Source organism: Sporolituus thermophilus DSM 23256, from assembly GCF_900102435.1.
Lineage (GTDB): Bacteria > Bacillota > Negativicutes > Sporomusales > Thermosinaceae > Thermosinus > Thermosinus thermophilus.
The window spans coordinates 1-21,712 of sequence record NZ_FNBU01000022.1; the positions used below are offsets into that span (position 1 = coordinate 1).

Here is a 21,712-nt window from a genome sequence, read left to right on the forward strand (position 1 = left end):
ATCGTGGCGGCCACCAATGTCGTTAGCGTCGAGTCCATTACCAAGGCGGTCCTTAACCGCGTTCCCCCCGGCACCGAGGATGTTAACAAACGCGCCCTCGAACTAGGTATGAGCTTGCTGCGCAAGGAGTAATCCTCCTGGCGCGGCAAGTATCATAAATCAAAAAAAGGAGGAATATAAAAACCATGCAAAAGGTGACTGTGACCACCGCCCAGCCACCGCAAGAATCGTTTGCCAAACGCTACGGCCTAATCATCGGACTTATTGCACTCCTCGCCATCATTCTGCTGCCGGCGCCCGCCGGTCTGCCGGTAGCAGGGCAGCGGATGCTCGGCATCCTCGTCTTCTCCGTTATTGTCTGGATGACCGACGCTATTTCTTATCCCGTGAGCGCCGCTGTCATCATGACCCTTATGGCCTTTCTGCTCGGTATTTCCCCGGATGTAGCCGATCCGAAAAAAGTAATTGGCACCAGTAAAGCCCTGACCATGGCTTTAGGCGGGTTTAGCAATACCGCTTTGGCGCTGGTCGGCGGCGCTCTCTTCCTGTCGGCTGCCATGACGCAAACCGGCCTTGACAAGCGGATTGCGCTTTTCGTCTTGTCGAAAGTCGGCGCCAAGACCAACCGCGTGCTCGCCGGCGTAATCTTTGTCGGTTTTATCCTCAGCTTTTTCGTGCCCAGCACCACGGCCCGCGTAGCATGTCTGGTGCCAATTGTCATGGGCATGATTAAAGCCTTTGGCGTTAACCAAAAAAGCGCTTTTGCCGGCGTTATGATGATTGCCACCGCCCAAGCCGACAGCCTCTGGAACGTGGGCATCAAAACCGCCGCGGCCCAAAACTTAATCGCCCTGGGCTTCATCGAAAAACAGCTTGGCGTATACATCACCTGGCTTGATTGGTTTATCGCCGCCGCGCCTTTTTCCGCCATCATGTCCGTTGTTCTCTATTATGTTCTGCTTAAACTAATGCCGCCCGAAATGGATGAAATCCCCGGCGGCAAAGAAGCAGTAGCCAAAGAGTTGGCGGCGCTTGGTCCCATGAAAACCGACGAGAAGAAACTGCTGGCTCTCTCGCTCATCCTCCTCTTTTTCTGGTCAACTGAAAAAATCGTTCATCCGTTCGATACTTCGACCACTACTATTGCTGCCATCACGCTCATGCTGCTGCCCGGCATCGGCGTCATGACCTGGAAAGACGCCCAGGCTAAAATTCCCTGGGGTACCTTAATCCTGTTCGGCGTCGGCATCAGCTTGGGTTCCGCCATTCTGTCCACCAAAGCGGCAGCCTGGCTCGCAAAAATTATCGTCAGCATGTTCGGCCTGGAAACCATGTCTAGTCTGGTCATCCTTGCCGTTTTAGCCGCCTTCCTGATCATCATTCACCTCGGCTTTGCCAGCGCCACCGCCCTAGCTGCCGCTATGATTCCCATCATTATTTCCATCCTCCAAGGTGTCAAAACGCCTGGCATTAATATCGTCGGTATGACGATGGTCCTCCAGTATGTCGTCAGCTTCGGCTTTATCTTGCCGGTAAACGCGCCGCAGAATATGATCGCTTACGGTACGGAAACGTTCGAAGTCCGGGACTTCATCCGCACCGGTATTCCGTTGACCATTATCGCCTATGCGCTTATTGTCCTGATGGGCGCCACCTACTGGAAATGGCTGGGAATTGTCAGCTAAATATTAGGCACATTAAACGGCCGGGAGCAGCCACTGCTGCGCCCGGCCTTGTTATTTCAGACCTATAATGCTTTTTAAAACTTTAGTCTTGGTCCGGCTTACCGGTACTTCGTCCTGCCGGCAGTCATCCATCCGCAAGAGATAAGAGCCATGAAACCAGGGAATTATTTCCCTTACCATGTCAAGGTTGACAATATACTGCCGGTGAACCCGCAAAAAATTGCTGCCGGCCAGGATATTTTCGATTTCCTGCAGGGTCAGCGCTGTCATATATTCATTGGTTTTGGTGCGGACGAACACATCTTTGTCTTTTACATAGGCCAGCGCGATTTCGCTTTTATCCAAGGGGATAATCTTACCGCCGGCGGTAACGCAAATCTTGCTAACCGCCGCCGGTCTATTATCCGCCTGGGGTATGCGTTCGATGAGACGGCGGACTTTGCCCATCAGCCGGGCGAGTTTATCTTCCATAATTGGTTTGGTTATGTAACCCACCGCGGGCGTATCAAACGCCTCAAGGGCATGTTCCTGAAAGGCCGTGACAAAAACAACTAAGGGCGCAGTGCGCAGCACGCTCAGGCGTTTGGCAAACTCGAGCCCGGACAGACCTGGCATTTTTATATCGGCAAACACGAGGTCGCAGCCTTGTTCGCCAATATAGTCCAGTGCCTCGACCGGATTGGTAAATTTGGCCGCCACGTCAATGTCTATATGCTGCTTTAACAGGTACTCAATCTCATCGCAGATGGGCTGCTCGTCATCGACAATTACCGTCTTAACCCGCATGCGCCAAATCCCTCCCTTCATACGGAAGAACGATTCGGGCGGTTGTCCCTTGCCCAAGCGTGCTCTCGATGGTCAGGCCATACTCTTTCCCGTAAATTCCCGTTAACCGTTTATGAACATTGCGGATACCAATGCCTTGTCCTTCCCCGGCCAAAATAAGCCGCAGCTTTTCCGCCGGCACCCCAACGCCATTGTCCCTTACATCAATGACAACGGTTCGGTCCTGTCGGTAAGCGGCAATAGTAAGAACACAATGGCTTAGTTTAGGAAACAGACCGTGCTGAACGGCGTTTTCCACCAGCGGCTGCAGCGTCAGCAGCGGGATAGGCACGTCAAGCACCTGCGGGTCGAGGTCGGTGATGACGGTCAGGCGGGAGCCGAACCGCGCCTTTACAATTTCCAAATAAGCCGCTATCCCTTCCATTTCTTCTTTCAAGGTGATAAAATCCTGCCGCTCGGCAAAGCTGTGGCGCAACATTGTCGCCAGGTGGCCGAGAAGGCTGCGCGCCGTGTCAGGGTTTGTCCGGCAGAAGGACATGATAATGTTAATGGTATTAAACAAAAAGTGCGGATTAATTTGGGCCTGGAGCGCCTTTAGTTCAGCCTTTTCCCGCATCTTCCGCTGGCAATCAACTTCGGCCAGTTCAATTTGCACGGACAAAAGGTGGGCGATACCCTCGGCGATGCGAATGTCGACTTCGGTAATGCCGTTTGGCACCGCCCGGTTGAGTTTGACCGTACCGATAACGGCGCCATTGACCACCAGCGGGGCAACGACGCTTGACTGCAGCGGACACCCGGCCACCGGACAGCCCTGTTCCTGGGCGGTGTGCACGATATGCAGCGTCCCGCTGATAATGGTCTGTTTGGTTGACTGGGTCATAATCGGCTCGCCTGGTTTGTGGTGGTCAGCCCCTTTGCCGACAAAGGCGAGCACCTGCTCCCGGTTGCTGATGGAGACGGCATCCATCCCGGTGAATGCAAAAATAATTTCCGCCGTTTTCTGCGCCGACTCCATGGTCAGGCCATGCCGTAAAAAGGGCAACGTCCGGCTGGCGATTTCCAGCGACAGCTGGGCCGCTTTCGCCCCATGCAGTTCTTGCTCGGTTTTGATGTCCTTCAAAATCAGCATAAAAACTACTGTACCCAACATAGTCACTACCGTGGTCGGCACCGCAATGGCCTTTTCCAGCGCCCATGCCGCTGCAAACGGTTTGGCCAAAAGCAGCACCATTCCCTTTTGCAGGCCTTCGGCAGCTAAGGCCAGCAGGGCAGCCTTTTTCCAGTTAATACCGTGCAGGCCGTATTTCTGCCGCGCCATACCGGCCATCAGTCCGCCCAGCAACGTGGCGGCGCCGCAGATTTCGGCCGTAAACCCGCCAATCAGATAACGATGCAGGCCGCTGATAAAGCCAATGCTAAGCCCCACCCACGGTCCGCCCATGATGCCGCCCATGATGGTGCCGACCAGGCGGGTATTGGCCAACGCGCCTTCGACCGGAACCCCGGTATAAGTGCCCAGAATGGACAAAACCGAAAAAATAATGGTCAGGGTCAGCCAGCAGCGTGGCGCCGTCGGCCGTTCGGCACAGCTGGCGATATAGCGGTTGCGGCCGATAAAATTGGCGGTCATGGCCAGCAGCGCCATGTCGCCCATCAGTTCCAAAATAAGTTCAAATTTCATCACACCACCATGACATTAAAAGTATCGTGCCCAAGCAAATGATCGCGCAAATTTCAATTCTAATCATTATTATTGTAACGCCGCCGCCGCACCAGTGACAAGGTGAACAGCCCATAAAATATATGCCAATAAAATCGCCGCCGCACTAAATCAATGCGCGACGGCTAAATTAACGCCATTAGAGGAAATATTGGACGCCGGCGGCAAAAATTCCCTGGTCCTTATCACCCGGCACATTGATGGCCACATAGCGGCCGATCCGCTCGGAATGAGCCATTTTGCCAAGCACCCGCCCGTCAGGGCTGGTAATGCCCTCAACCGCTTCCAGCGAACCGTTGGGATTGTAGCGGATATCACTACTGGGTTTGCCGTCTAAATCGACATACTGGGTGGCAATCTGCCCGTTAGCGATGAGTTCGTCCAGCACCGCCGGCGGCGCAACGAACCGGCCCTCGCCGTGCGAGACGGCTACGGTGTGAATATCTCCCAGCCTAGCGTTGTTAAACCACGGCGACAACGTGGATACCACTTTGGTTCGTACCATACATGAAACATGGCGGCCGATCGCATTAAAGGTAAGGGTTGGGCTGTCGGGCGTAATGTCGCGGATTTCGCCATAGGGCACCAGCCCCAGTTTAATCAGCGCCTGAAACCCGTTGCAAATGCCCAGCATCAGGCCGTCGCGCCGCTTCAGGAGGTCGTGGACCGCGTCTTTGACTTTGGGATTGCGCAGCAGCGTGGCGATGAACTTGCCCGAACCATCCGGCTCGTCACCAGCACTAAAACCGCCGGGCAGCATGACAATTTGCGCCCGACCGATGCGGCGGGCCAATTCGTCAATAGACTCCTCGATCTGGGCAGGCGTTAAATTGCGGACAACCATCATATCCACCAAGCCGCCGGCCTGAGTAAACGCCCGGGCCGAATCATACTCGCAGTTGGTACCGGGAAACACAGGGATTAAGACGCGCGGTTTGGCAACCCGGACGCTGCCTTTCCTGCTCCGCCGCTCGCAGGCAATCACCCGCGGCGTCGGCGGCTCGGCCGCCTTGGTGGGAAAGACCGTTTCCAGCGGCTGCTCCCAGGCGGTATAGGCCTCGGCCAAGGAAATTTCCGTTTGCCCCAGGCGGATGACCGGAGCGGCGGTGGTATGGCCGAGGATAACATAATCTACGTCCTCCAGCTTGCTTAGATCAGCCTTGCCGTCCAGCTCGAGGACAAAGGAGCCGTAGTCGGCGCTAAACCACGCTTCCGGCGCCAGCTGGGCCGCGGCAACAAAGCCAATGCGGTTGCCGAAAGCCATTTTGCTCAGCGCCGCCGCCAAACCGCCGTAGCGCACCGCAGTGGCCGCCCGGACAAGGCCGGCACGAATAAGTTCCGTTACCTTGGCAAAATTGCGGCTCAAAATTTCAAACCGGGGCAGTTCCTGATCATCACGCGGCGCCGGAATCAAGACGACTAAATTCCCCGCTTCCTTAAATTCGGGGGAAACAATGCGGCCGGCGTCGGTCACATTGACGGCAAACGCGACGAGCGTAGGCGGCACATTAAGGTCCATAAAAGTACCGGACATGCTGTCTTTGCCGCCAATCGCCGGGATGCCCAGCTGTTTTTGGGCGTAGAAAGCGCCGAGCAGGGCGCTGAACGGCTTGCCCCACTTGTGAGGATCCTTGCCCAACTTCTCAAAATATTCTTGGAGGGTCAGCCGGATCGTCCGGTAGTCGCCGCCCATGGCCACACTTTTGGCCACCGCCTCGACAACGGCGTAGACGGCGCCATGAAACGGGCTCCAAGTAGCCAGCTGCGGCTGAAAGCCAAAAGTCATCAGCGTGGCGGTCGTCGTCTCGCCGTCAAGAACGGGCAGCTTGGCCGCCATGCCTTCGGCCGGCGTAGCCTGGTACTTACCGCCAAAAGGCATCAGCACCGTCCCGGCGCCGATAGTGCTGTCAAAGCGCTCGACCAGTCCCTTTTGACTGCAGATATTGAGGTCTTGGAGGTTAGTCAGCCAGGCTGCCCTGAGATCGGGCAGCGCCGGTCGGACGCCAGCCGGCAGCCTCTCAAACCAGTTTGCTTCGGCCGGCGGAGCGGTGGCAACGACGCGGGTATGCTGTTTTACCCCGTTGGTATTAAGGAAGTCGCGACTGAGGTCGACAATCGCCTGGCCGCGCCAAAACATTCTTAGGCGCCGCTCGGCCGTTACTTCGGCCACGACCGTGGCCTCAAGGTTCTCCGCCGCAGCATAGCGAATGAAAATGTCAGCGTGGTCGCCAGCCACGACAACGGCCATCCGCTCCTGCGACTCGGAAATGGCCAGTTCGGTGCCGTCCAGACCCTCGTATTTTTTGGGAATGGCGTCAAGATTGACCCGCACGCCGTCGGTAAGTTCGCCGATGGCGACCGCAACGCCGCCGGCTCCGAAATCGTTGCACTTTTTAATCAGCCGGCTTACGGCGGGATTACGGAACAAACGCTGAATCTTCCGTTCGGTTGGCGGATTGCCTTTTTGCACCTCGGCGCCGCACGTCGCCAGTGATTCTAAGTTGTGCTCCTTGGACGAGCCGGTAGCGCCGCCGCAGCCGTCCCGCCCTGTCCGGCCACCGACCAGCAGCACGACATCGCCGGGCTGGGGCCGCTGCCGCACGACGTTCTGGCGCGGTGCGGCAGCGATGACCGCGCCAATTTCCATCCGCTTGGCGATATACCCCTCGTCATAAAGCTCGGCCACCTGGCCGGTGGCCAAACCTACCTGGTTGCCATAGGAACTGTACCCCGCCGCTGCACCAATGGTAATTTTCCGCTGCGGTAGTTTACCAGGCAGCGTACTTTCAATCTTCGCGCGCGGGTCGCCGCTGCCGGTGACGCGCATTGCCTGATAGACATAAGCCCGCCCGGACAGCGGATCGCGGATAGCGCCGCCCAGACAGGTTGCCGCGCCACCAAACGGTTCGATTTCGGTAGGATGATTATGGGTCTCGTTTTTGAACATGACCAGCCATTCTTCCGTCCGGCCGTCTACGTCGGCGTTAACAACAATACTGCAGGCGTTGATCTCGTCCGACTCATCAAGGTCAGCCAGCAGTCCCCGTTTTTTCAGTTCCTTCATCCCGATTGTGGCAATGTCCATGAGGGACATATCTTTTGCCGCCTCGCCGTAAACATAGGCCCGGGACTGGCGGTAAGCAGCAAAAGCGTCGGCAATCGGCCGGCTGTAGCGCCCCTCTTCAATCACCACGTCTTCGATTTTGGTCAGAAAGGTGGTATGCCGGCAATGATCAGACCAGTAAGTGTCAATAACGCGAATTTCCGTTATCGTTGGGTCGCGCCGCTCTTCATCCCGGAAATAGGCCTGGCAGAAAGACAGATCCTCAAGACTCATCGCCAGCCCGAGTTCGGTGTGAAGCGCCGCCAGTTCCGCCCCGGCCATAGTAGTAAACCCGGCCAGAACGGCTACGTTGGCCGGCGGCGGCGCACTCGTCTCCAAACAATCCGGTTTGGTCAGCGCCGCCTCGCGGCACTCGATGGGATTGATGCAGTATCGCTTGATGCGGTCAAAGTCATCGTCCGCCAGTTCCCCCTGCAGGATGATAACTTTGGCCGAAAGCACCGTCGGCCGCTCCCGCTGAGTCAGAATTTGCAGGCACTGCGCTGCCGAATCAGCCCGCTGGTCGTATTGGCCAGGGAGATATTCAATGGCAAAGACACGGTCGCCCGCGGCCAGCGGCAATTCTTCATCATAGACTTCGTCCACCGTCGGTTCCGCAAAAATTGTGGTACGTGCCTGGATATATTCCGCCTCGCTTACCCCGGCCATATCATAGCGGTTGACAATCCGCACGCCGGTCAGGCCGTTAATCCCCAGGTTCACTTTAAGATCGGTGTATAAATTTTGCGCTTCGACCGCAAAGCCCGCCTTCTTCTCTACATAAATTCTGCGCACAGGTTGTGCCAATTGTGCCGCCCCCTTTAATACAAAAAACAATTTACATATAGATTATAACACGCTATTATTAATTATAATAATTAATATAAATAATATCATTTATAAAGGATGTTAATTAATGAACATCAATTTCGAACTCTACAAAGTCTTTTACTATGTGGCCAAGCATCTTAGCTTTTCCGAGGCGGCCAGCGATCTGTACATTTCCCAGTCGGCCGTCAGCCAGGCCGTGAAACAGTTGGAGAATAGCCTGGGCTGCCGTCTTTTCGTCCGCACGACCAAACAAGTATCTCTCACGCAGGAGGGCGAGCGGTTATTTTCCCATATCGAGCAAGCCTTTCATATCATTAAGACCGGGGAACGCGCCGTCCGGCAAATCCGCTCCCTGCAGGAAGGCGAAATCAAAATCGGCGCCAGCGATACCATCTGTAAATATTATTTCCTGCCGTACTTTCGGCAATTTATTCAGAGCTATCCTCATATCAAGCTCAAAATCACAAACCGTCCTTCTCCCGTCTGCCTGGAGCTGTTGAAAAAAGGCGCCGTCGATTTAGCGGCCGTCAATCTGCCCGCCAGTCTGGCGGAGGATTTTACCGTCCACCGCCGTACCACCATCCGGGATGTGTTTATCGCCGGTCCGGCGTTTGCCCAGTTGCGCGGCCAGACGTTATCCCTCGCCGATCTAGCCCGCTACCCGGTTCTCATGCTGGAAAAAAACACGGTAACGCGGCATTTTTTTGACGCCCTGCTTGAGGCCAGCGGCGTATCCATCATCCCCGAAGTGGAGCTGGGGAGCGTTGACCTGTTGATTGAGTTGACCAAAATCGGCTTGGGACTTTCGTTTGTGGCTGAGGATTACGCCGCAACCGAAGTGGAACGGGGCGAAATTTTTGTCCTTGATGTGGCGGCCCCCATCCCCTACCGCTACTGGGGAGTGGTATCCAACCGAAATATCCCGCTGCCGCTGGCGGCCCAAAAATTCCTTGAGATGTTGGTAGAAACTAAAAGTCAATCTGCTCCACGAACGCGAAATAGCCCCCAATAAAGGGGGCTATTTCGCGTGTAAGCAGCTTACTCCAGGGAAAAACCAATGTGCGTCTGCCGCCAGCCAAGGCGTCGGTAAAACTCGTGCGCCTCGGTCCGGACCAGGTTACTGGAGAGAACGATTTTGTAACAGTTGGCCGCTTTGGCCAGGCGGCTGGCCTCGGCCATAAGCGCCGTACCAATGCCTTGCCCGCGATGAGCCGCCGCCACGACCACATTGGTCAATGCCGCCCAGGGCTGCCCTCCGTGGCCGAGGTTGGGGATAACAATGCAGGTCAAGGTGCCCACAATCTCACCGTCGCGCTCAGCCACCAGGATGTGCTGCCGCTTGTCCTGCCACGCCTCCCGCCAGGCTTCGCCGCTGTCGTCTTTTTGGTCATAGGCTTTCGCCAGCTCGCCATACAAGGCGAAAATTGCCGGTAGGTCCCCCTCCGCGGCCGGCCGGATAATTAATCTGTTCTCCATTCTGACTCTCCCCTCCGCCCCTTACCAGGGTAAATTCGCTATAGCCAGGATGACCATCGCCACCCCTACCGCCAATTTCAAGAGTGTGCCGGTGAGCTGTCCCAGCATAACCTGCCGGGCGACCCGTCCGGCCTGCAGGGCATCTTTTGTCCGGCCATACTCAACCAGGTAGCTGGCCCCGTAAGCGCCCGCCATGGCGCCAAAGAGCGATCCTACGACCGGCAGCAGGACAGTGCCGGCAATCCCGCCGGCAAAAGCGCCCGCCAAGGCGGCTGCCGTCGCTGCTCTCGATGCTTTCGCTTTTCTGGCGCCAATCGCGCCGGCGGTAAACTCGGCCACTTCGCCGGCCAGAGCCAAACCGAACAGCAAGAGCAGCAGTTTGGCGTGGAAATGCTGAAAGCCTTCCCAATACCCGTAAATTAGCACTAAGCCCATGACCAGCCAGTTACCGGGCAGGCCGACGAGCGTCAGCCCCAAGCCGGCCAGTAGCAGGACGGCAAGACCCAGACTGGCAAGTACCGCGCTCCAATCCACTCACTTTCACCTGCCGTAATCCTTTTTCATAGTTTTCGCCCCTGGCGGCGTTTTTACCTGCAAATTTAAGGACAAGCGAAAAGCCAGGGCCAAATCACTCCCTGGCTTTTGTTAATGCCCGTCGGGCGATATCCCGGCGGTAATGCATATTGGCAAAATTAATATTGCTTATCGCTTGGTACGCTTTGTCCACGGCGGCGGCAATGGTATCGGCGCAGGCCGTGACCCCGAGCACCCGCCCGCCGCCGGTCACCAGTTCGCCGCCGCTAACGGCGGTTCCGGCGTGAAAGACCAGTGCGCCTGCCGCTTCGGCGGCGGCAAGGCCGCTGATAACGTCGCCCTTGCGGTATGGTCCCGGATAGCCGCCGGCGGCCGCAACAATGCAGACCGCCGCACCGTCCGCCCAGGTGACGTCTATTTCGTGCAGCCGTCCGTCCACACAGGCTTCCATAACCGTAACAAGGTCGCTCTGCAAAAGGGGCAATACGGCCTGTGTTTCCGGATCGCCGAAACGGGCGTTAAATTCTACAACTTTCGGCCCCGCAGCGGTGATCATCAGCCCGGCATAGAGACAGCCCTGGTACAGACAGCCTTCCTGCCGCAGTGCGTCCACTACCGGCTGCAGGATTTCCCGCACTACCCGGTCACGCACCGCCGCCGTCACCACCGGCGCCGGCGCGTAGGCGCCCATCCCGCCCGTATTAGGGCCCTGGTCGCCGTCATAGGCGCGCTTGTGGTCCTGGGCGGCCACCATCGGAACGACGGTACAACCGTCAGTAAAGGCCAAAACTGAAGCTTCCTCGCCTTCCATATATTCTTCGATAACTACCCGGCTGCCGGCGGTGCCGAAAGCCTGGTCGCACATAATGGTCCGCACGGCGGCAAGGGCCTCATCCACCGTTTGGGCCACTACCACGCCTTTGCCGGCGGCCAAGCCGTCAGCTTTGACGACAACCGGCGCCCCCCACCGTTGGATGCAGTCCATGGCAGCGGCTGCGTCCTCAAATACGGCGAACTTCGCGGTCGGAATGTTGTATTTTTGCATTAGCGCTTTGGCAAATGCCTTCGAACCTTCCAACCGGGCCGCCGCCTGCTTAGGACCAAATACTTTAAGACCATGGGCGGCAAAGTCGTCGGCCAGGCCCTGTACCAGCGGCAGCTCAGGGCCAACAACCGTCAGATCGATCTGCCGCTCAAGGGCAAACCGGCGAAGGGCCGTGATATCGCTTACATCAATAGGCACGCACTCGGCGAGAGCGGCGATACCGGGATTGCCCGGCGCGCAGTAGATTTGTGTAACGCGCGGACTGGCCGCCAGTTTCCAGACCAGGGCATGCTCACGGCCGCCGCTGCCAATTACCAATACACGCACTAGCGCCACCTCCTAGTGTTTAAAATGGCGCACACCGGTAAAGACCAGTGCGATGCCATATTCATCGGCCGCCTGGATGGACTCCTCGTCCCGCACCGAGCCGCCGGGCTGGATGATGGCGCGGATTCCGGCCCGGGCGGCAGCATCTACGGTGTCGCGGAAGGGGAAAAAGGCGTCAGAGGCCAGTACCGCCCCCTGTGCTTTTTCTCCGGCCTGGGTCAGGGCAATTTGGGCCGCGCCCACCCGGTTCATCTGCCCGGCTCCGACGCCAAGGGCCTGACCGCCCTTAGCCACGACGATAGCGTTCGACTTTACATGCTTTACCACTTTCCAGGCAAAAAGCAAATCCTCCCATTCGGCGTCGCCAGGCGCCCGGCGGGAAACGACCCGCATGTCGTTCCGTCCGGCGTCCGCTCTGTCCGCCTCCTGCACCAGAATGCCGCCTGATACCTTTTTGATATCCCATTCCGCAGCCGCGCCGGAAACTGGTTGGGCCGGCGCAGCCAAAAGCAAGCGAAGATTTTTCTTTTGCCGCAAGAGACCAAGGGCCTCTTCACTGTAGCCGGGCGCAACAACCGCCTCGGTAAAGACGGCGCTTATCTGCGCGGCGGTCGCCTTATCTACCTCACGGTTGAATCCGACAATGCCGCCGAACGCCGATACCGGGTCGGCCGCATACGCTTTGGCATAGGCTTCGGCAAGGGTAGCGGCGATGGCCGTGCCACAGGGATTGGTATGCTTGATAATGACCGCTGCCGGTTGGGCAAATTCGTTGGCTAAGGCGTAAGCGGCCTCGAGGTCAACGATATTATTAAAGGAAAGTTCTTTGCCGTGAAGCTGCCGGGCCGTGGCTATACCCGCGCCGGTAAAGTGCTTGACCCGGTAAAAGGCGGCCTGCTGATGCGGGTTTTCCCCATACCGCAGGTCCTGCACTTTTTCAAACACGAGGTGCAGATTTCCGGGAAACGGCCCCGCCCCGAGCTGTCCGTCAAGATAGGCGGCAATACAGGCGTCATATTCGGCAGTGTGGTAATAGGCTTCACGGGCCAAGGCCATACGGTATTCAACCGTGAGGTCGCCGTCCGCCGCCAGGCGCTCGCTGATTTCCCCGTAGCGGTCAGGGTTAACCACGACGGCCACATGGCGAAAATTTTTCGCGGCCGCCCGTACCATGGCCGGCCCGCCGATGTCAATGTTTTCCACCGCTTCGGCCAGGGTCACGCCGGGCTTGGCCACCGTCTGGCGGAAGGGATACAGATTGACGACAACCATATCGATGGCCGGGATATTGTGCGCCGCCAAGGCCGCCACATGCTCGGGATTGTCCCGCACGGCCAGGATACCGCCGTGGATGCGGGGATGCAGTGTCTTTACCCGGCCGTCCATCATCTCGGGAAAGCCGGTAACGTCACCGACATAAACCGCCGGCAGGCCGGCATCGCGTAAAACTTGTAAGGTGCCGCCGGTGGAAATGAGCTCAACTCCTAAACGGCAGAGAGCCTGGGCAAATTCAACCAGTCCCCGTTTATCGGAAACACTGATAAGCGCGCGTTTTATTTTCACGTTACTCCTCTCCTTCCCGGATTCGCACCCGCCGCCCTTCCACGACCAATCTTCTCTGGCAGTATAAGGAAATCGCCCGTGGATAGAGGACATGTTCAACTGCCAAAATACGCTCGGCGAGTGTTGCCGGTGTATCGTCATCCCGCACCGGCACGGCCTCCTGGAGAATAATCGGGCCGCTGTCCATCCCTTCGTCGACAAAATGAACCGTGCAGCCCGACACCTTGACGCCGTAGCGTAGTGCCTGCCCCTGGGCGTCAAGCCCCGGGAAGGCCGGCAGCAGTGACGGGTGAATATTCATAATCCGGCCGGGAAAACGGCTGATAAAGTATGGACTGAGCAGGCGCATGAAGCCGGCCAGTACGACAAGCTCCACACCATAGGCTATCAGTTCGTCAGCCACCGCTTCTTCAAACGCTTCCCGGCTGGTAAAACGGGCCCGTTCGATACAGCGCGCCGGCACGCCGTATTCAGCCGCGCGCGCCAGCACCGGCGCCGCCGGATTATCGCTGATAATAATGCCCACCGTGGCGTCCGCCTCGCCGCGCCTGATGGCGTCCATAATGGCCTGGGCATTGGACCCCCGGCCGGAGGCCAGTATGCCCAGCGTTACCTTACTCACCAAAAACGCCTCCTTTAAGGACCACTTCGCCATTTCCGGCCACGACCCGGCCAATAACGTAACAGGCTTCGCCGCGCGCCGCCAGGTCGTCCCGGACGGCGTCCGCTTCATGGGCCGGCACGATGAGAATGAGGCCGATGCCCATATTGAAGGTGCGGTACATCTCGGGCCACGCTACCTGCCCCCAAGCCTGAAGGCAAGCAAAGATAGGCGGCATGGGCCAGGCGCCGGCGTCAATTTCCACGGCGCAGCCGGCGGGCAGCACGCGCGGGATGTTATCATAAAAACCGCCGCCGGTTATATGGACCATGCCCCGGATATCAAACCGCTCAAGGAGGGGTAAGCAGACGCGCGGGTACAGCCGCGTGGGCGTGAGCAGTTCTTCGCCCAGCGTCCGCCCGAGTTCGGGAATGTAGACGTCCGGCGCGAAGCCCTTAACATCAAAACAAATTTTACGCGCCAGCGAATAACCGTTGGAATGGAGGCCGCTGGAAGGAAGGCCGATAAGGACATCGCCCGGCCGGATCTTTTCGCCGGTGATGAGCCGCTCTCGTTCCGCCACCCCGACGGCAAAACCGGCAATATCATATTCACCGTCGGGATAAAAGCCGGCCATTTCCGCCGTTTCCCCGCCGATGAGGGCGCACCCGGACTCGCGGCAAGCCTTGGCGATACCGGCGACGATAGCCGCCACTTTGGCCGGCTCTAATTTGCCGACGGCAAGATAATCCAGGAAAAAGAGCGGTTCGGCCCCCTGGACCAAGATGTCATTAACACACATAGCAACGGCATCCTGGCCAATGGTATCGTGTTTATCAAGCAAAAAGGCGATTTTCAATTTCGTGCCCACCCCGTCGGTGCCGGATACCAGCACCGGCTGGCGATATTTGCCGGTGTTTAAGGCGAACAGACCGCCAAAACCGCCGATGTCGCCGACCACCTCGGGACGATAGGTGGAACGCACATGGTCTTTAATCAAGGCTACCGCCGCGTTGCCGGCGTCGATGTCTACACCTGCATCACGATAAGTAAGCCCGGTCTCTTTATTCAAAGACATATTTATTCCCTCCTGCGGCAGTGCAGGCCGGCATACCGGCCGGATAATCGCAGTTGAAGCAAGCGTAACACATGGCGTCGCTAGCCACATTCGTAATAGACTGTTTCAAGCCGTCGAGTGACAGGTAATGCAGCGAGTCGGCGCCAATGAACTGGCGGATTTCCTCTACTTGCTTGGTAGCGGCGATAAGTTCTTTGCGCACGGCTGTATCGATACCATAATAGCAGGGGAAGCCGATCGGCGGCGAGCTGACGCACATGTGCACCGCCACGGCGCCGGCCTCTTTCAGCATGCGCACAATTTTGCCGCTTGTCGTCCCCCGGACGATGGAATCGTCAACCATGATAATCGACTTGCCCTGCACGGTGTGGCGGACAGCATTAAGCTTCATCCGTACGCCAAGGTCACGTTTTTTTTGCTCCGGCTGGATAAAAGTACGGCCGATATAACGGTTCTTGATCAGACCTTCGGCATAGGGGATACCGGTTTCGCGGCTGAAACCCAAGGCAGCGGTGGTACCCGAGTCTGGTACCGAAATAACGATATCTGCCGCAAGCCCGCTTTCCCTGGCTAACTGCTGCCCCATGCGGAAACGGGCTTCGTAAACACTTTGTCCGTCAATAATACTGTCCGGACGGGCAAAATAAATATACTCAAAAACGCACAAAGCTTTCCGGTCTTTCTGCCCAAACCGCTCGGATTTAAGCCCTGCGTCGCTAATGACCACCATCTCGCCGGGCTCGATGTCCCGCACCAGCTCAGCGCCCACGATGTCAAGCGCGCACGACTCGGAAGCGATAACCCAGCCGCCGCCCAACCGGCCGAGGCACAGCGGCCGGAAGCCATGGGGGTCACGCACGCCAATTAATTTATCTTCGGTCATGATAACCAGACAGTAGGCCCCCTTGATGCGGGTCAGGCTTTCTTTAATTTTGTCTTCAATCGTACCTTGCGACGAACGGGCAATGAGGTTTACGATAACTTCGCTGTCCACCGAAGTTTGAAAGACGCTGCCCTGTTTTTCCAGCGCCTGCCGGAGCTCGTGGGCGTTAGTCAGGTTACCGTTGTGCGCCAGGCTGATATGTCCGCCGGAATAGGTTACCAACAGCGGTTGAGTATTGGCAGGCAGGCTGGAGCCGGTAGTTGAATAACGGACATGGCCAATGGCTATATGGCCGCGCAGCGCAGGCAGACCTTGGCGAAATACCTCGCCTACCAGTCCCATGCCGCGCTGAACCTCCATTTCGCTGCCGTCGGTAACAGCGATGCCGGCGCTTTCCTGCCCCCGGTGCTGCAAGGCGTACAGACCCCAATAGGTATTGAGCGCCACGTCGTCATGGCGGGAGAAGATGCCGAAAACGCCGCATTCCTCCCGCAGCTTATCAGCCCGAAAATCGTAGTACACAGTTAATCTCCTTTCCGCAGCCTAGTCGGCAAAGACCTCCCCGGTCAGGCGGTACAGCACTTCCTTGTAGGCCTCTTCCACATTGCCCAGATCACGGCGGAAACGGTCCTTATCCAGTTTCTCCCCGGTACGGCTGTCCCAGAAGCGGCACGTATCAGGCGAAATTTCGTCGCCCAGCAGTAGTTCGCCCTTATGCAGGCCAAACTCCAATTTGAAGTCGATTAGTTCCAGGTTCTTTTCTTTCAGATAGGCGCCGAGAATGCCGTTAATCCTGAGCGCTGTCTCAGCCATAACTTTTACTTGTTCCTCGGTTGCCAAGCCGAGGGCCTTAATGTGATAGTCGTTAATAAGCGGATCGCCCAGCTCGTCGTTTTTGTAGTAGAACTCAAGTACCGTAGACGGCAGTTTCTTTCCTTCTTCCCAGCCAATCCGCTTGGCGAGCGATCCAGCCGCTATATTGCGGACGACAACTTCGACCGGTAGGATCTTCAAGGTTTTAACCAACATTTCACGGTCGCTGATAGTGCGGATATAATGATGTTTAATACCATGCCTGCCTAGTAGTTCAAAGAAAAAGGCGGAAATTTTATTGTTGAGCACACCTTTGTTCAAGATCGTACCGCGTTTAATGCCGTTAAAAGCCGTAGCGTCATCTTTGTAGTACACCAATAGTTCATCGGCATTGTCGGTCGCATAGATTTTTTTGGCTTTCCCTTCATAAAGCGGCTGTTTTTCCATAAAACATTCCCCCTTCATCGCTAATTGGCTTGCAGTTTTTCCTGGGCCCGGGCAGCCCTTTGTTCCACTTCGGCAGCCAGTTTTTGGCGGTAATCGGCCAGTTTGGCGGCAAGAGCGGCATTACCGGTAGCAATGATTTGCGCAGCGAAGATGGCAGCGTTTTTGGCGCCGTTAATGGCCATGGTGGCTACGGGGATGCCGGAAGGCATTTGGACAATGCTTAGCAGCGCATCGAGCCCGCCAAGGGACGTGCTGTTAACCGGCACGCCAATAACCGGCAGGGTAGTGAAACTGGCGACGACGCCGGGAAGATGGGCGGCGGCGCCGGCTGCGGCAATTATCACCTTAACGCCGCGTTTTTCGGCCGTAGCGGCGAATTCGTGAACTTTATGGGGCGTACGGTGAGCCGAAGCGATCACCACTTCGGTTTCGATGCCAAATTCTTGCAATGTTTCCAGCGCCGGCTTGAGAACCGGCAAATCGGAATCGCTTCCCATTATGACGGCTGCCTTCACTTTCCAACACTCCTTTGCGGTATTTAAAACCCAGATACTAAGGTTTTTTCTTAGTATCTGGGTTAAGTTCAGCAAATAATCTTATTCAGCAAGAAAGATAAACCGGAGAACGACAAGCACGGCCAGAATATAAACGATCCAGTGAACTTCCCGGCCCCGCCCGCTTACCAGCTTGAGAAGCGGATAGAGTACCAAGCCGGCCGAAATGCCGTTGGCAATGCTGTAGGTAAAAGGCATCAGGACGATAGTGGCAAAAGCGGGCATACTTTCGGTGAAATCGCTGAAATCGATGTGACGAACCGACTCAAGCATGAGCGCGCCGACAATGATGAGGGCAGGGGCGGTAGCCGCGTCGGGAATAAGACCGGCCAGCGGCGTAAAGAACAGGGCAAGTAAGAAGAGAATACCGCAGACAATCGCCGTCAAGCCGCTGCGGCCGCCGGCGCCGATACCGGCCGCGCTCTCTATATAAGCGGTAATAGTGCTGGTGCCAAGCAGCGCACCCAGGCTTACGCCGGTAGCATCGACCATCATGGCTTTGCCGATGCCGGGAAACTTGCCGTCCTTGTCTACCAGACCGGCCTTGTTAGCGGCGCCCACCAAGGTGCCCATGGTGTCAAACAACTCAACAAAGGTAAAGGTAAAGATGATGGTCAAAAGGCCCATATGGATGGCGCCCCAAATGTCAAGGGCAAAGAAAGCGTTGCGGCTGAAATCAGGTACGGCAATGGGGCTGAAACCGGCCGGAATCTTTACGATGCCCATAACAATACCGATAATTGTTGTGGTAAGAATGCCGATGAGCATTGCGCCGCGCACATTGCGCGCCATCAGCACAGCAATCAGGATAAGCCCGAAAACGGCAAGGAGAACGTGGGGATCGGCCAGCTTGCCGAGCTCAATAATCGTCTCAAAGTGCATGGGCGTGCCATTGCCTTTGGCGGCGATGATTTTTTCCAGCGTCGGCGGAATAAGGGAGAGACGAATGCTCATGATGCCGGACAGTTTCAGGCCAATAATCGTAATGAACAAACCGATACCGACGGTAATCGCATGTTTAAGCGATGTTGGCATGCCTTCTACCAAAAGCTGGCGGATATTGGTGACAGTGAGCAAAATAAAGATAAGACCGGAAATAAATACTGCTCCCAGCGCCACCTGCCAGGAAACGCCCATGCCAATAACAACGGTAAAAGCGTAAAACGCGTTGAGGCCCATGCCAGGCGCTAAGGCAATGGGATAGTTGACAAAGAGTCCCATCATAATCGTCACCAAACCGGCGCCAAGGGCCGTTGCCAGCAGGACGGCGTTTTTATCCATGCCGGCCGCCCCCAGAATGCTAGGATTGACGAACAAAATGTAGGCCATGGTCATGAAGGTGGTAATGCCGGCCATGACTTCTGTTTTAACGTCCGTTTTCCGCGCACTCAGCTCAAACAACTTCTCAAACATTTTTCTTTTTCCTCCCAAGTCGCATTTGTCTTTTGAGTAAAGCCCTCCCATTTACCGCCGCCACCGAACCTGGCCATCACCCCGGCGAAAACAAAAAAAGCGGGCAGGGGAAAATTTCCATCTCGTAAAGAGCGAAACTTCCCCGCCCGGGTTTTTATCCCATCGGTGTGGCGTTACTGGGTAACACCTGTACCACTCGGTCGCAGCCATAGCCGAAAGTAAGCTCCGGCCATGCGGAACCCTAGGTACACTTTCACTCGTAGTCGGGCAATTTACGGTTGCCCGGTAGAGACTCTTGAGCCATATTCTCAAAATTATACGAGTAGGAGCAATATATGTTGTCTACGTTTCTTATTGTACCAGCGGCAGCCAATACTGTCAACAAAAAAGTGAACTATTTTGTTTCAGCGAGGGAAAATGTTCGGATTCACCTGTTCTTACTCCCATTCGATGGTGGACGGTGGCTTAGACGTAATATCATAGACAACGCGGTTGACGCCTTTCACCTCGTTGACAATGCGGCGGGAAATAATATCCAATACTTCATAGGGCAGACGCACCCAGTCGGCCGTCATGCCATCCTCGCTGGACACGACGCGAAGACCAACCGTATACGCGTAGGTGCGCTCATCGCCCATGACGCCGACGCTCTTCATGGCCGGCAGGACGGCAAACGACTGCCATACCTTGCGGTAAAGGCCGGCAATCTTGATTTCCTGATGGACAATGGCGTCAGCTTCCCGCAAAATCTCAAGCCGTTCCTCTGTGACTTCGCCGATAATCCGGATAGCAAGACCAGGACCAGGAAATGGCTGCCGCCAGACGATATCCTCCGGCAAGTTCAGTTCCCGGGCCAAGACGCGAACCTCGTCCTTGAAGAGGTCCCGCAATGGCTCGACCAATTTGAACTGCATATCTTCGGGCAGACCGCCCACGTTGTGGTGGCTCTTGATGACCGCCGCCGTGGCTGTTCCGCTCTCAATGACATCGGGATAAAGCGTGCCCTGCACCAAAAACTCAATATCGCCCAGCTTACGCGCTTCGTCTTCAAACACGCGAATAAATTCTTCCCCAATGATTTTGCGCTTTTGTTCCGGGTCGGTGACGCCGCGCAGGCGGTTTAAGAAACGCTCGCTGGCATCCACATAGACTAAGTTGATATGAAAACCGTCGCGGAAGGTTTTAACTACCTGCTCGGCCTCCCCCTTGCGCAGCAAACCGTGGTTGACAAAGACGCAGGTTAACTGGTCGCCTACGGCTTTATGGACCAGCACGGCGGCTACCGATGAATCGACACCTCCGCTCAGGGCGCACAGCACCCGCTTATCGCCTACCTGCCGGCGAATAGCTTTCACCGCCTGGTCGACAAAGGAACCCATGTTCCAGTCGCCGCGGCAGCCGCAGATATCAAACAGGAAATTGCGCAGCATCTTCAGGCCTTCAGGCGTATGGACCACTTCCGGGTGGAACTGGACGCCATAGATGCGCCTTACCGGATCGGCCATGGCTGCCACCGGCGTACTGTTAGTATGAGCGGTCACGGCAAACCCGGCGGGCGGAGTAGCGATATAGTCGCTGTGGCTCATCCACACCTGCGTTTCACGGTCAATTTGGGCAAAAAGACCGCTGTTGTCGTCAATATATAGACGAGTATTGCCATATTCGCGGGATGTGGCATGGGCGACCTCGCCCCCCAGCAAATGGGCGGTCAATTGCATGCCATAGCAGATGCCCAAAACGGGAATCCCCATGGTAAAGATATGGGGATCGCATTTTGGCGCCCCTTCACTGTACACGCTGGAGGGACCACCGGAAAAGACGATACCCCGCGGCTGCCGCTGGCGAATCTCCATTACCGGGGTATTAAAGGGAACAATCTCGCAGTATACGCCGCACTCCCGGATGCGGCGGGCGATAAGCTGGCTGTATTGTCCGCCAAAGTCCATCACCAGGACCTGTTCTTTTCCATTAAACTCCATTATTAGACATTCCTCCTTTTAAGACCAAACTATATCATATTATCGGCCGGACTGTAAACACCTTTCAGCAGCGTCTCTTTTCTGAGGTCCCGGCACTGACAGACGCCGGCAGGCGCTAAACGGCGGATAGCGTCCAGCAAAATACGGCTGATAAGGGGCGCATCATTATAAAAAATAGCTTTTAACTCTTGATGGGACCAGTCTTTGACCACACCCTCGCCATAATTGACCACGAAATAGAGACCGGCATAACAGGCGCCAATTTCCCGGGCCAGATAAACTTCCGGGCACAGGCTTTGACCGACAATGTCGGCGTGGCCGCGCAGCATTCTGATTTCCGCCGGACTTTCGAAGTGGCGCCCTTCGGTGACGGCATAGACGCCCCGGGTAAAAATGCGGCCCCCGTAGCGCGCGCGGGCGGCGGCGGCAAGGGCGCTACGAATTTCCGGGCATAAGGCGTCGCGCATCACCAGTAGATATTTTCCCTCTAAGCCCACGTCCTTACGCAAGGAAAGATCGATGTAATCATCGGGGATAACCACGTCACGGGGGTCGAGCAGGTAATTGACCGACCCCACGCCCCCTTCGGCGATAATCCGTTTGACGCCCGCTTCCCGCAGCACCCAAAAAACCTGCCGGGAAGCGTCGGCACGGCTTGTGCCGCTGCGCCAGCCGTGCATTTTGCAGGTCAGCACCTGCCTGTCATCAAGACTGAACAGACGAAAGGGCGGACTCATGCCATAGGGCGTATCAAAAAACAAATCATCGGCTAAAATTTTAACCCCTGGATCGCCAGCCCCCAGGGGAAAATCACTGGCCAGCGTGCCTGAACCGCCAATAACGGCAAAATCGGTTTTAAGCAGGTTCATGT

The 21,712-nt window shown here is 56.4% G+C and carries 17 protein-coding genes and 1 riboswitch; of the genes, 2 read left to right on the top strand and 15 right to left on the bottom strand.

Annotated features, from left to right (window positions below):
* The first annotated feature begins 185 nt into the window (after positions 1-185).
* The gene (locus BLQ99_RS11735; RefSeq protein ID WP_093691218.1) at positions 186-1,685 is read left to right on the top strand and encodes a DASS family sodium-coupled anion symporter; all 1,500 of its coding nucleotides are present in this window, start codon (positions 186-188) and stop codon (positions 1,683-1,685) included.
* A gap of 51 nt (positions 1,686-1,736) precedes the next feature.
* Here BLQ99_RS11735 and BLQ99_RS11740 read toward each other — a convergent pair whose 3' ends face one another.
* The 3 genes from BLQ99_RS11740 to BLQ99_RS11750 form a co-directional block, all read right to left on the bottom strand.
* Positions 1,737-2,471: a LytR/AlgR family response regulator transcription factor gene (locus BLQ99_RS11740; RefSeq protein WP_093691220.1), complete on the bottom strand. Its 735-nt coding sequence runs from the start codon at positions 2,469-2,471 to the stop codon at positions 1,737-1,739.
* A complete protein-coding gene (locus BLQ99_RS11745; RefSeq protein WP_093691222.1) occupies positions 2,461-4,155 on the bottom strand; it encodes a LytS/YhcK type 5TM receptor domain-containing protein in 1,695 nt (564 codons plus the stop codon). The genes BLQ99_RS11740 and BLQ99_RS11745 overlap by 11 nt, the downstream gene beginning before the upstream one ends.
* A 178-nt stretch (positions 4,156-4,333) precedes the next feature.
* Entirely contained in the window at positions 4,334-8,104 is a 3,771-nt protein-coding gene (locus BLQ99_RS11750; protein WP_093691224.1) for a phosphoribosylformylglycinamidine synthase, read from the bottom strand.
* A gap of 109 nt (positions 8,105-8,213) precedes the next feature.
* On the opposite strand from BLQ99_RS11750, the gene BLQ99_RS11755 reads away from it, so the two are divergent.
* Positions 8,214-9,140, top strand: coding sequence for a LysR family transcriptional regulator (locus tag BLQ99_RS11755; RefSeq protein WP_093691226.1), 927 nt, complete (start codon positions 8,214-8,216; stop codon positions 9,138-9,140).
* 26 nt (positions 9,141-9,166) lie between these two features.
* Here BLQ99_RS11755 and BLQ99_RS11760 read toward each other — a convergent pair whose 3' ends face one another.
* From BLQ99_RS11760 to BLQ99_RS11815, 12 genes are all read right to left on the bottom strand, one after another.
* The gene (locus tag BLQ99_RS11760) at positions 9,167-9,604 is read right to left on the bottom strand and encodes a GNAT family N-acetyltransferase (RefSeq protein ID WP_093691228.1); all 438 of its coding nucleotides are present in this window, start codon (positions 9,602-9,604) and stop codon (positions 9,167-9,169) included.
* Positions 9,605-9,625: 21 nt separating this feature from the next.
* On the bottom strand, positions 9,626-10,138 hold the full coding sequence (locus tag BLQ99_RS11765) for a DUF456 domain-containing protein (RefSeq protein WP_093691230.1): 513 nt from the start codon (positions 10,136-10,138) through the stop codon (positions 9,626-9,628).
* 94 nt (positions 10,139-10,232) lie between these two features.
* The gene (gene purD / locus BLQ99_RS11770) at positions 10,233-11,510 is read right to left on the bottom strand and encodes a phosphoribosylamine--glycine ligase (protein WP_093691232.1); all 1,278 of its coding nucleotides are present in this window, start codon (positions 11,508-11,510) and stop codon (positions 10,233-10,235) included.
* A 12-nt stretch (positions 11,511-11,522) separates the two neighbouring features.
* Positions 11,523-13,073: a bifunctional phosphoribosylaminoimidazolecarboxamide formyltransferase/IMP cyclohydrolase gene (purH, locus tag BLQ99_RS11775; RefSeq protein WP_093691234.1), complete on the bottom strand. Its 1,551-nt coding sequence runs from the start codon at positions 13,071-13,073 to the stop codon at positions 11,523-11,525.
* Between the two features lies 1 nt (position 13,074).
* Complete coding sequence (gene purN, locus BLQ99_RS11780) at positions 13,075-13,695, bottom strand: phosphoribosylglycinamide formyltransferase (protein ID WP_093691236.1); 621 nt, start codon at positions 13,693-13,695, stop codon at positions 13,075-13,077.
* Positions 13,688-14,752 (bottom strand): phosphoribosylformylglycinamidine cyclo-ligase, encoded by a 1,065-nt coding sequence (gene purM, locus BLQ99_RS11785; protein ID WP_093691238.1) that lies wholly within the window; start codon positions 14,750-14,752, stop codon positions 13,688-13,690. The genes purN and purM overlap by 8 nt, the downstream gene beginning before the upstream one ends.
* On the bottom strand, positions 14,739-16,157 hold the full coding sequence (gene purF / locus BLQ99_RS11790) for an amidophosphoribosyltransferase (protein WP_093691240.1): 1,419 nt from the start codon (positions 16,155-16,157) through the stop codon (positions 14,739-14,741). The genes purM and purF overlap by 14 nt, the downstream gene beginning before the upstream one ends.
* Before the next feature lie 21 nt (positions 16,158-16,178).
* Positions 16,179-16,895, bottom strand: a complete 717-nt coding sequence (purC, locus tag BLQ99_RS11795; protein ID WP_093691242.1) for a phosphoribosylaminoimidazolesuccinocarboxamide synthase — start codon at positions 16,893-16,895, stop codon at positions 16,179-16,181.
* 20 nt (positions 16,896-16,915) lie between these two features.
* Complete coding sequence (gene purE, locus BLQ99_RS11800) at positions 16,916-17,410, bottom strand: 5-(carboxyamino)imidazole ribonucleotide mutase (RefSeq protein ID WP_093691244.1); 495 nt, start codon at positions 17,408-17,410, stop codon at positions 16,916-16,918.
* Between the two features lie 81 nt (positions 17,411-17,491).
* The gene (locus BLQ99_RS11805; protein ID WP_093691246.1) at positions 17,492-18,862 is read right to left on the bottom strand and encodes an NCS2 family permease; all 1,371 of its coding nucleotides are present in this window, start codon (positions 18,860-18,862) and stop codon (positions 17,492-17,494) included.
* Positions 18,863-19,102: 240 nt separating this feature from the next.
* Positions 19,103-19,204: riboswitch (purine riboswitch) on the bottom strand.
* 95 nt (positions 19,205-19,299) lie between these two features.
* Positions 19,300-20,841, bottom strand: coding sequence for a glutamine-hydrolyzing GMP synthase (guaA, locus tag BLQ99_RS11810; protein WP_093691248.1), 1,542 nt, complete (start codon positions 20,839-20,841; stop codon positions 19,300-19,302).
* A 29-nt stretch (positions 20,842-20,870) separates the two neighbouring features.
* A complete protein-coding gene (locus tag BLQ99_RS11815; RefSeq protein WP_093691250.1) occupies positions 20,871-21,710 on the bottom strand; it encodes an MTAP family purine nucleoside phosphorylase in 840 nt (279 codons plus the stop codon).
* Positions 21,711-21,712: the final 2 nt, after the last annotated feature.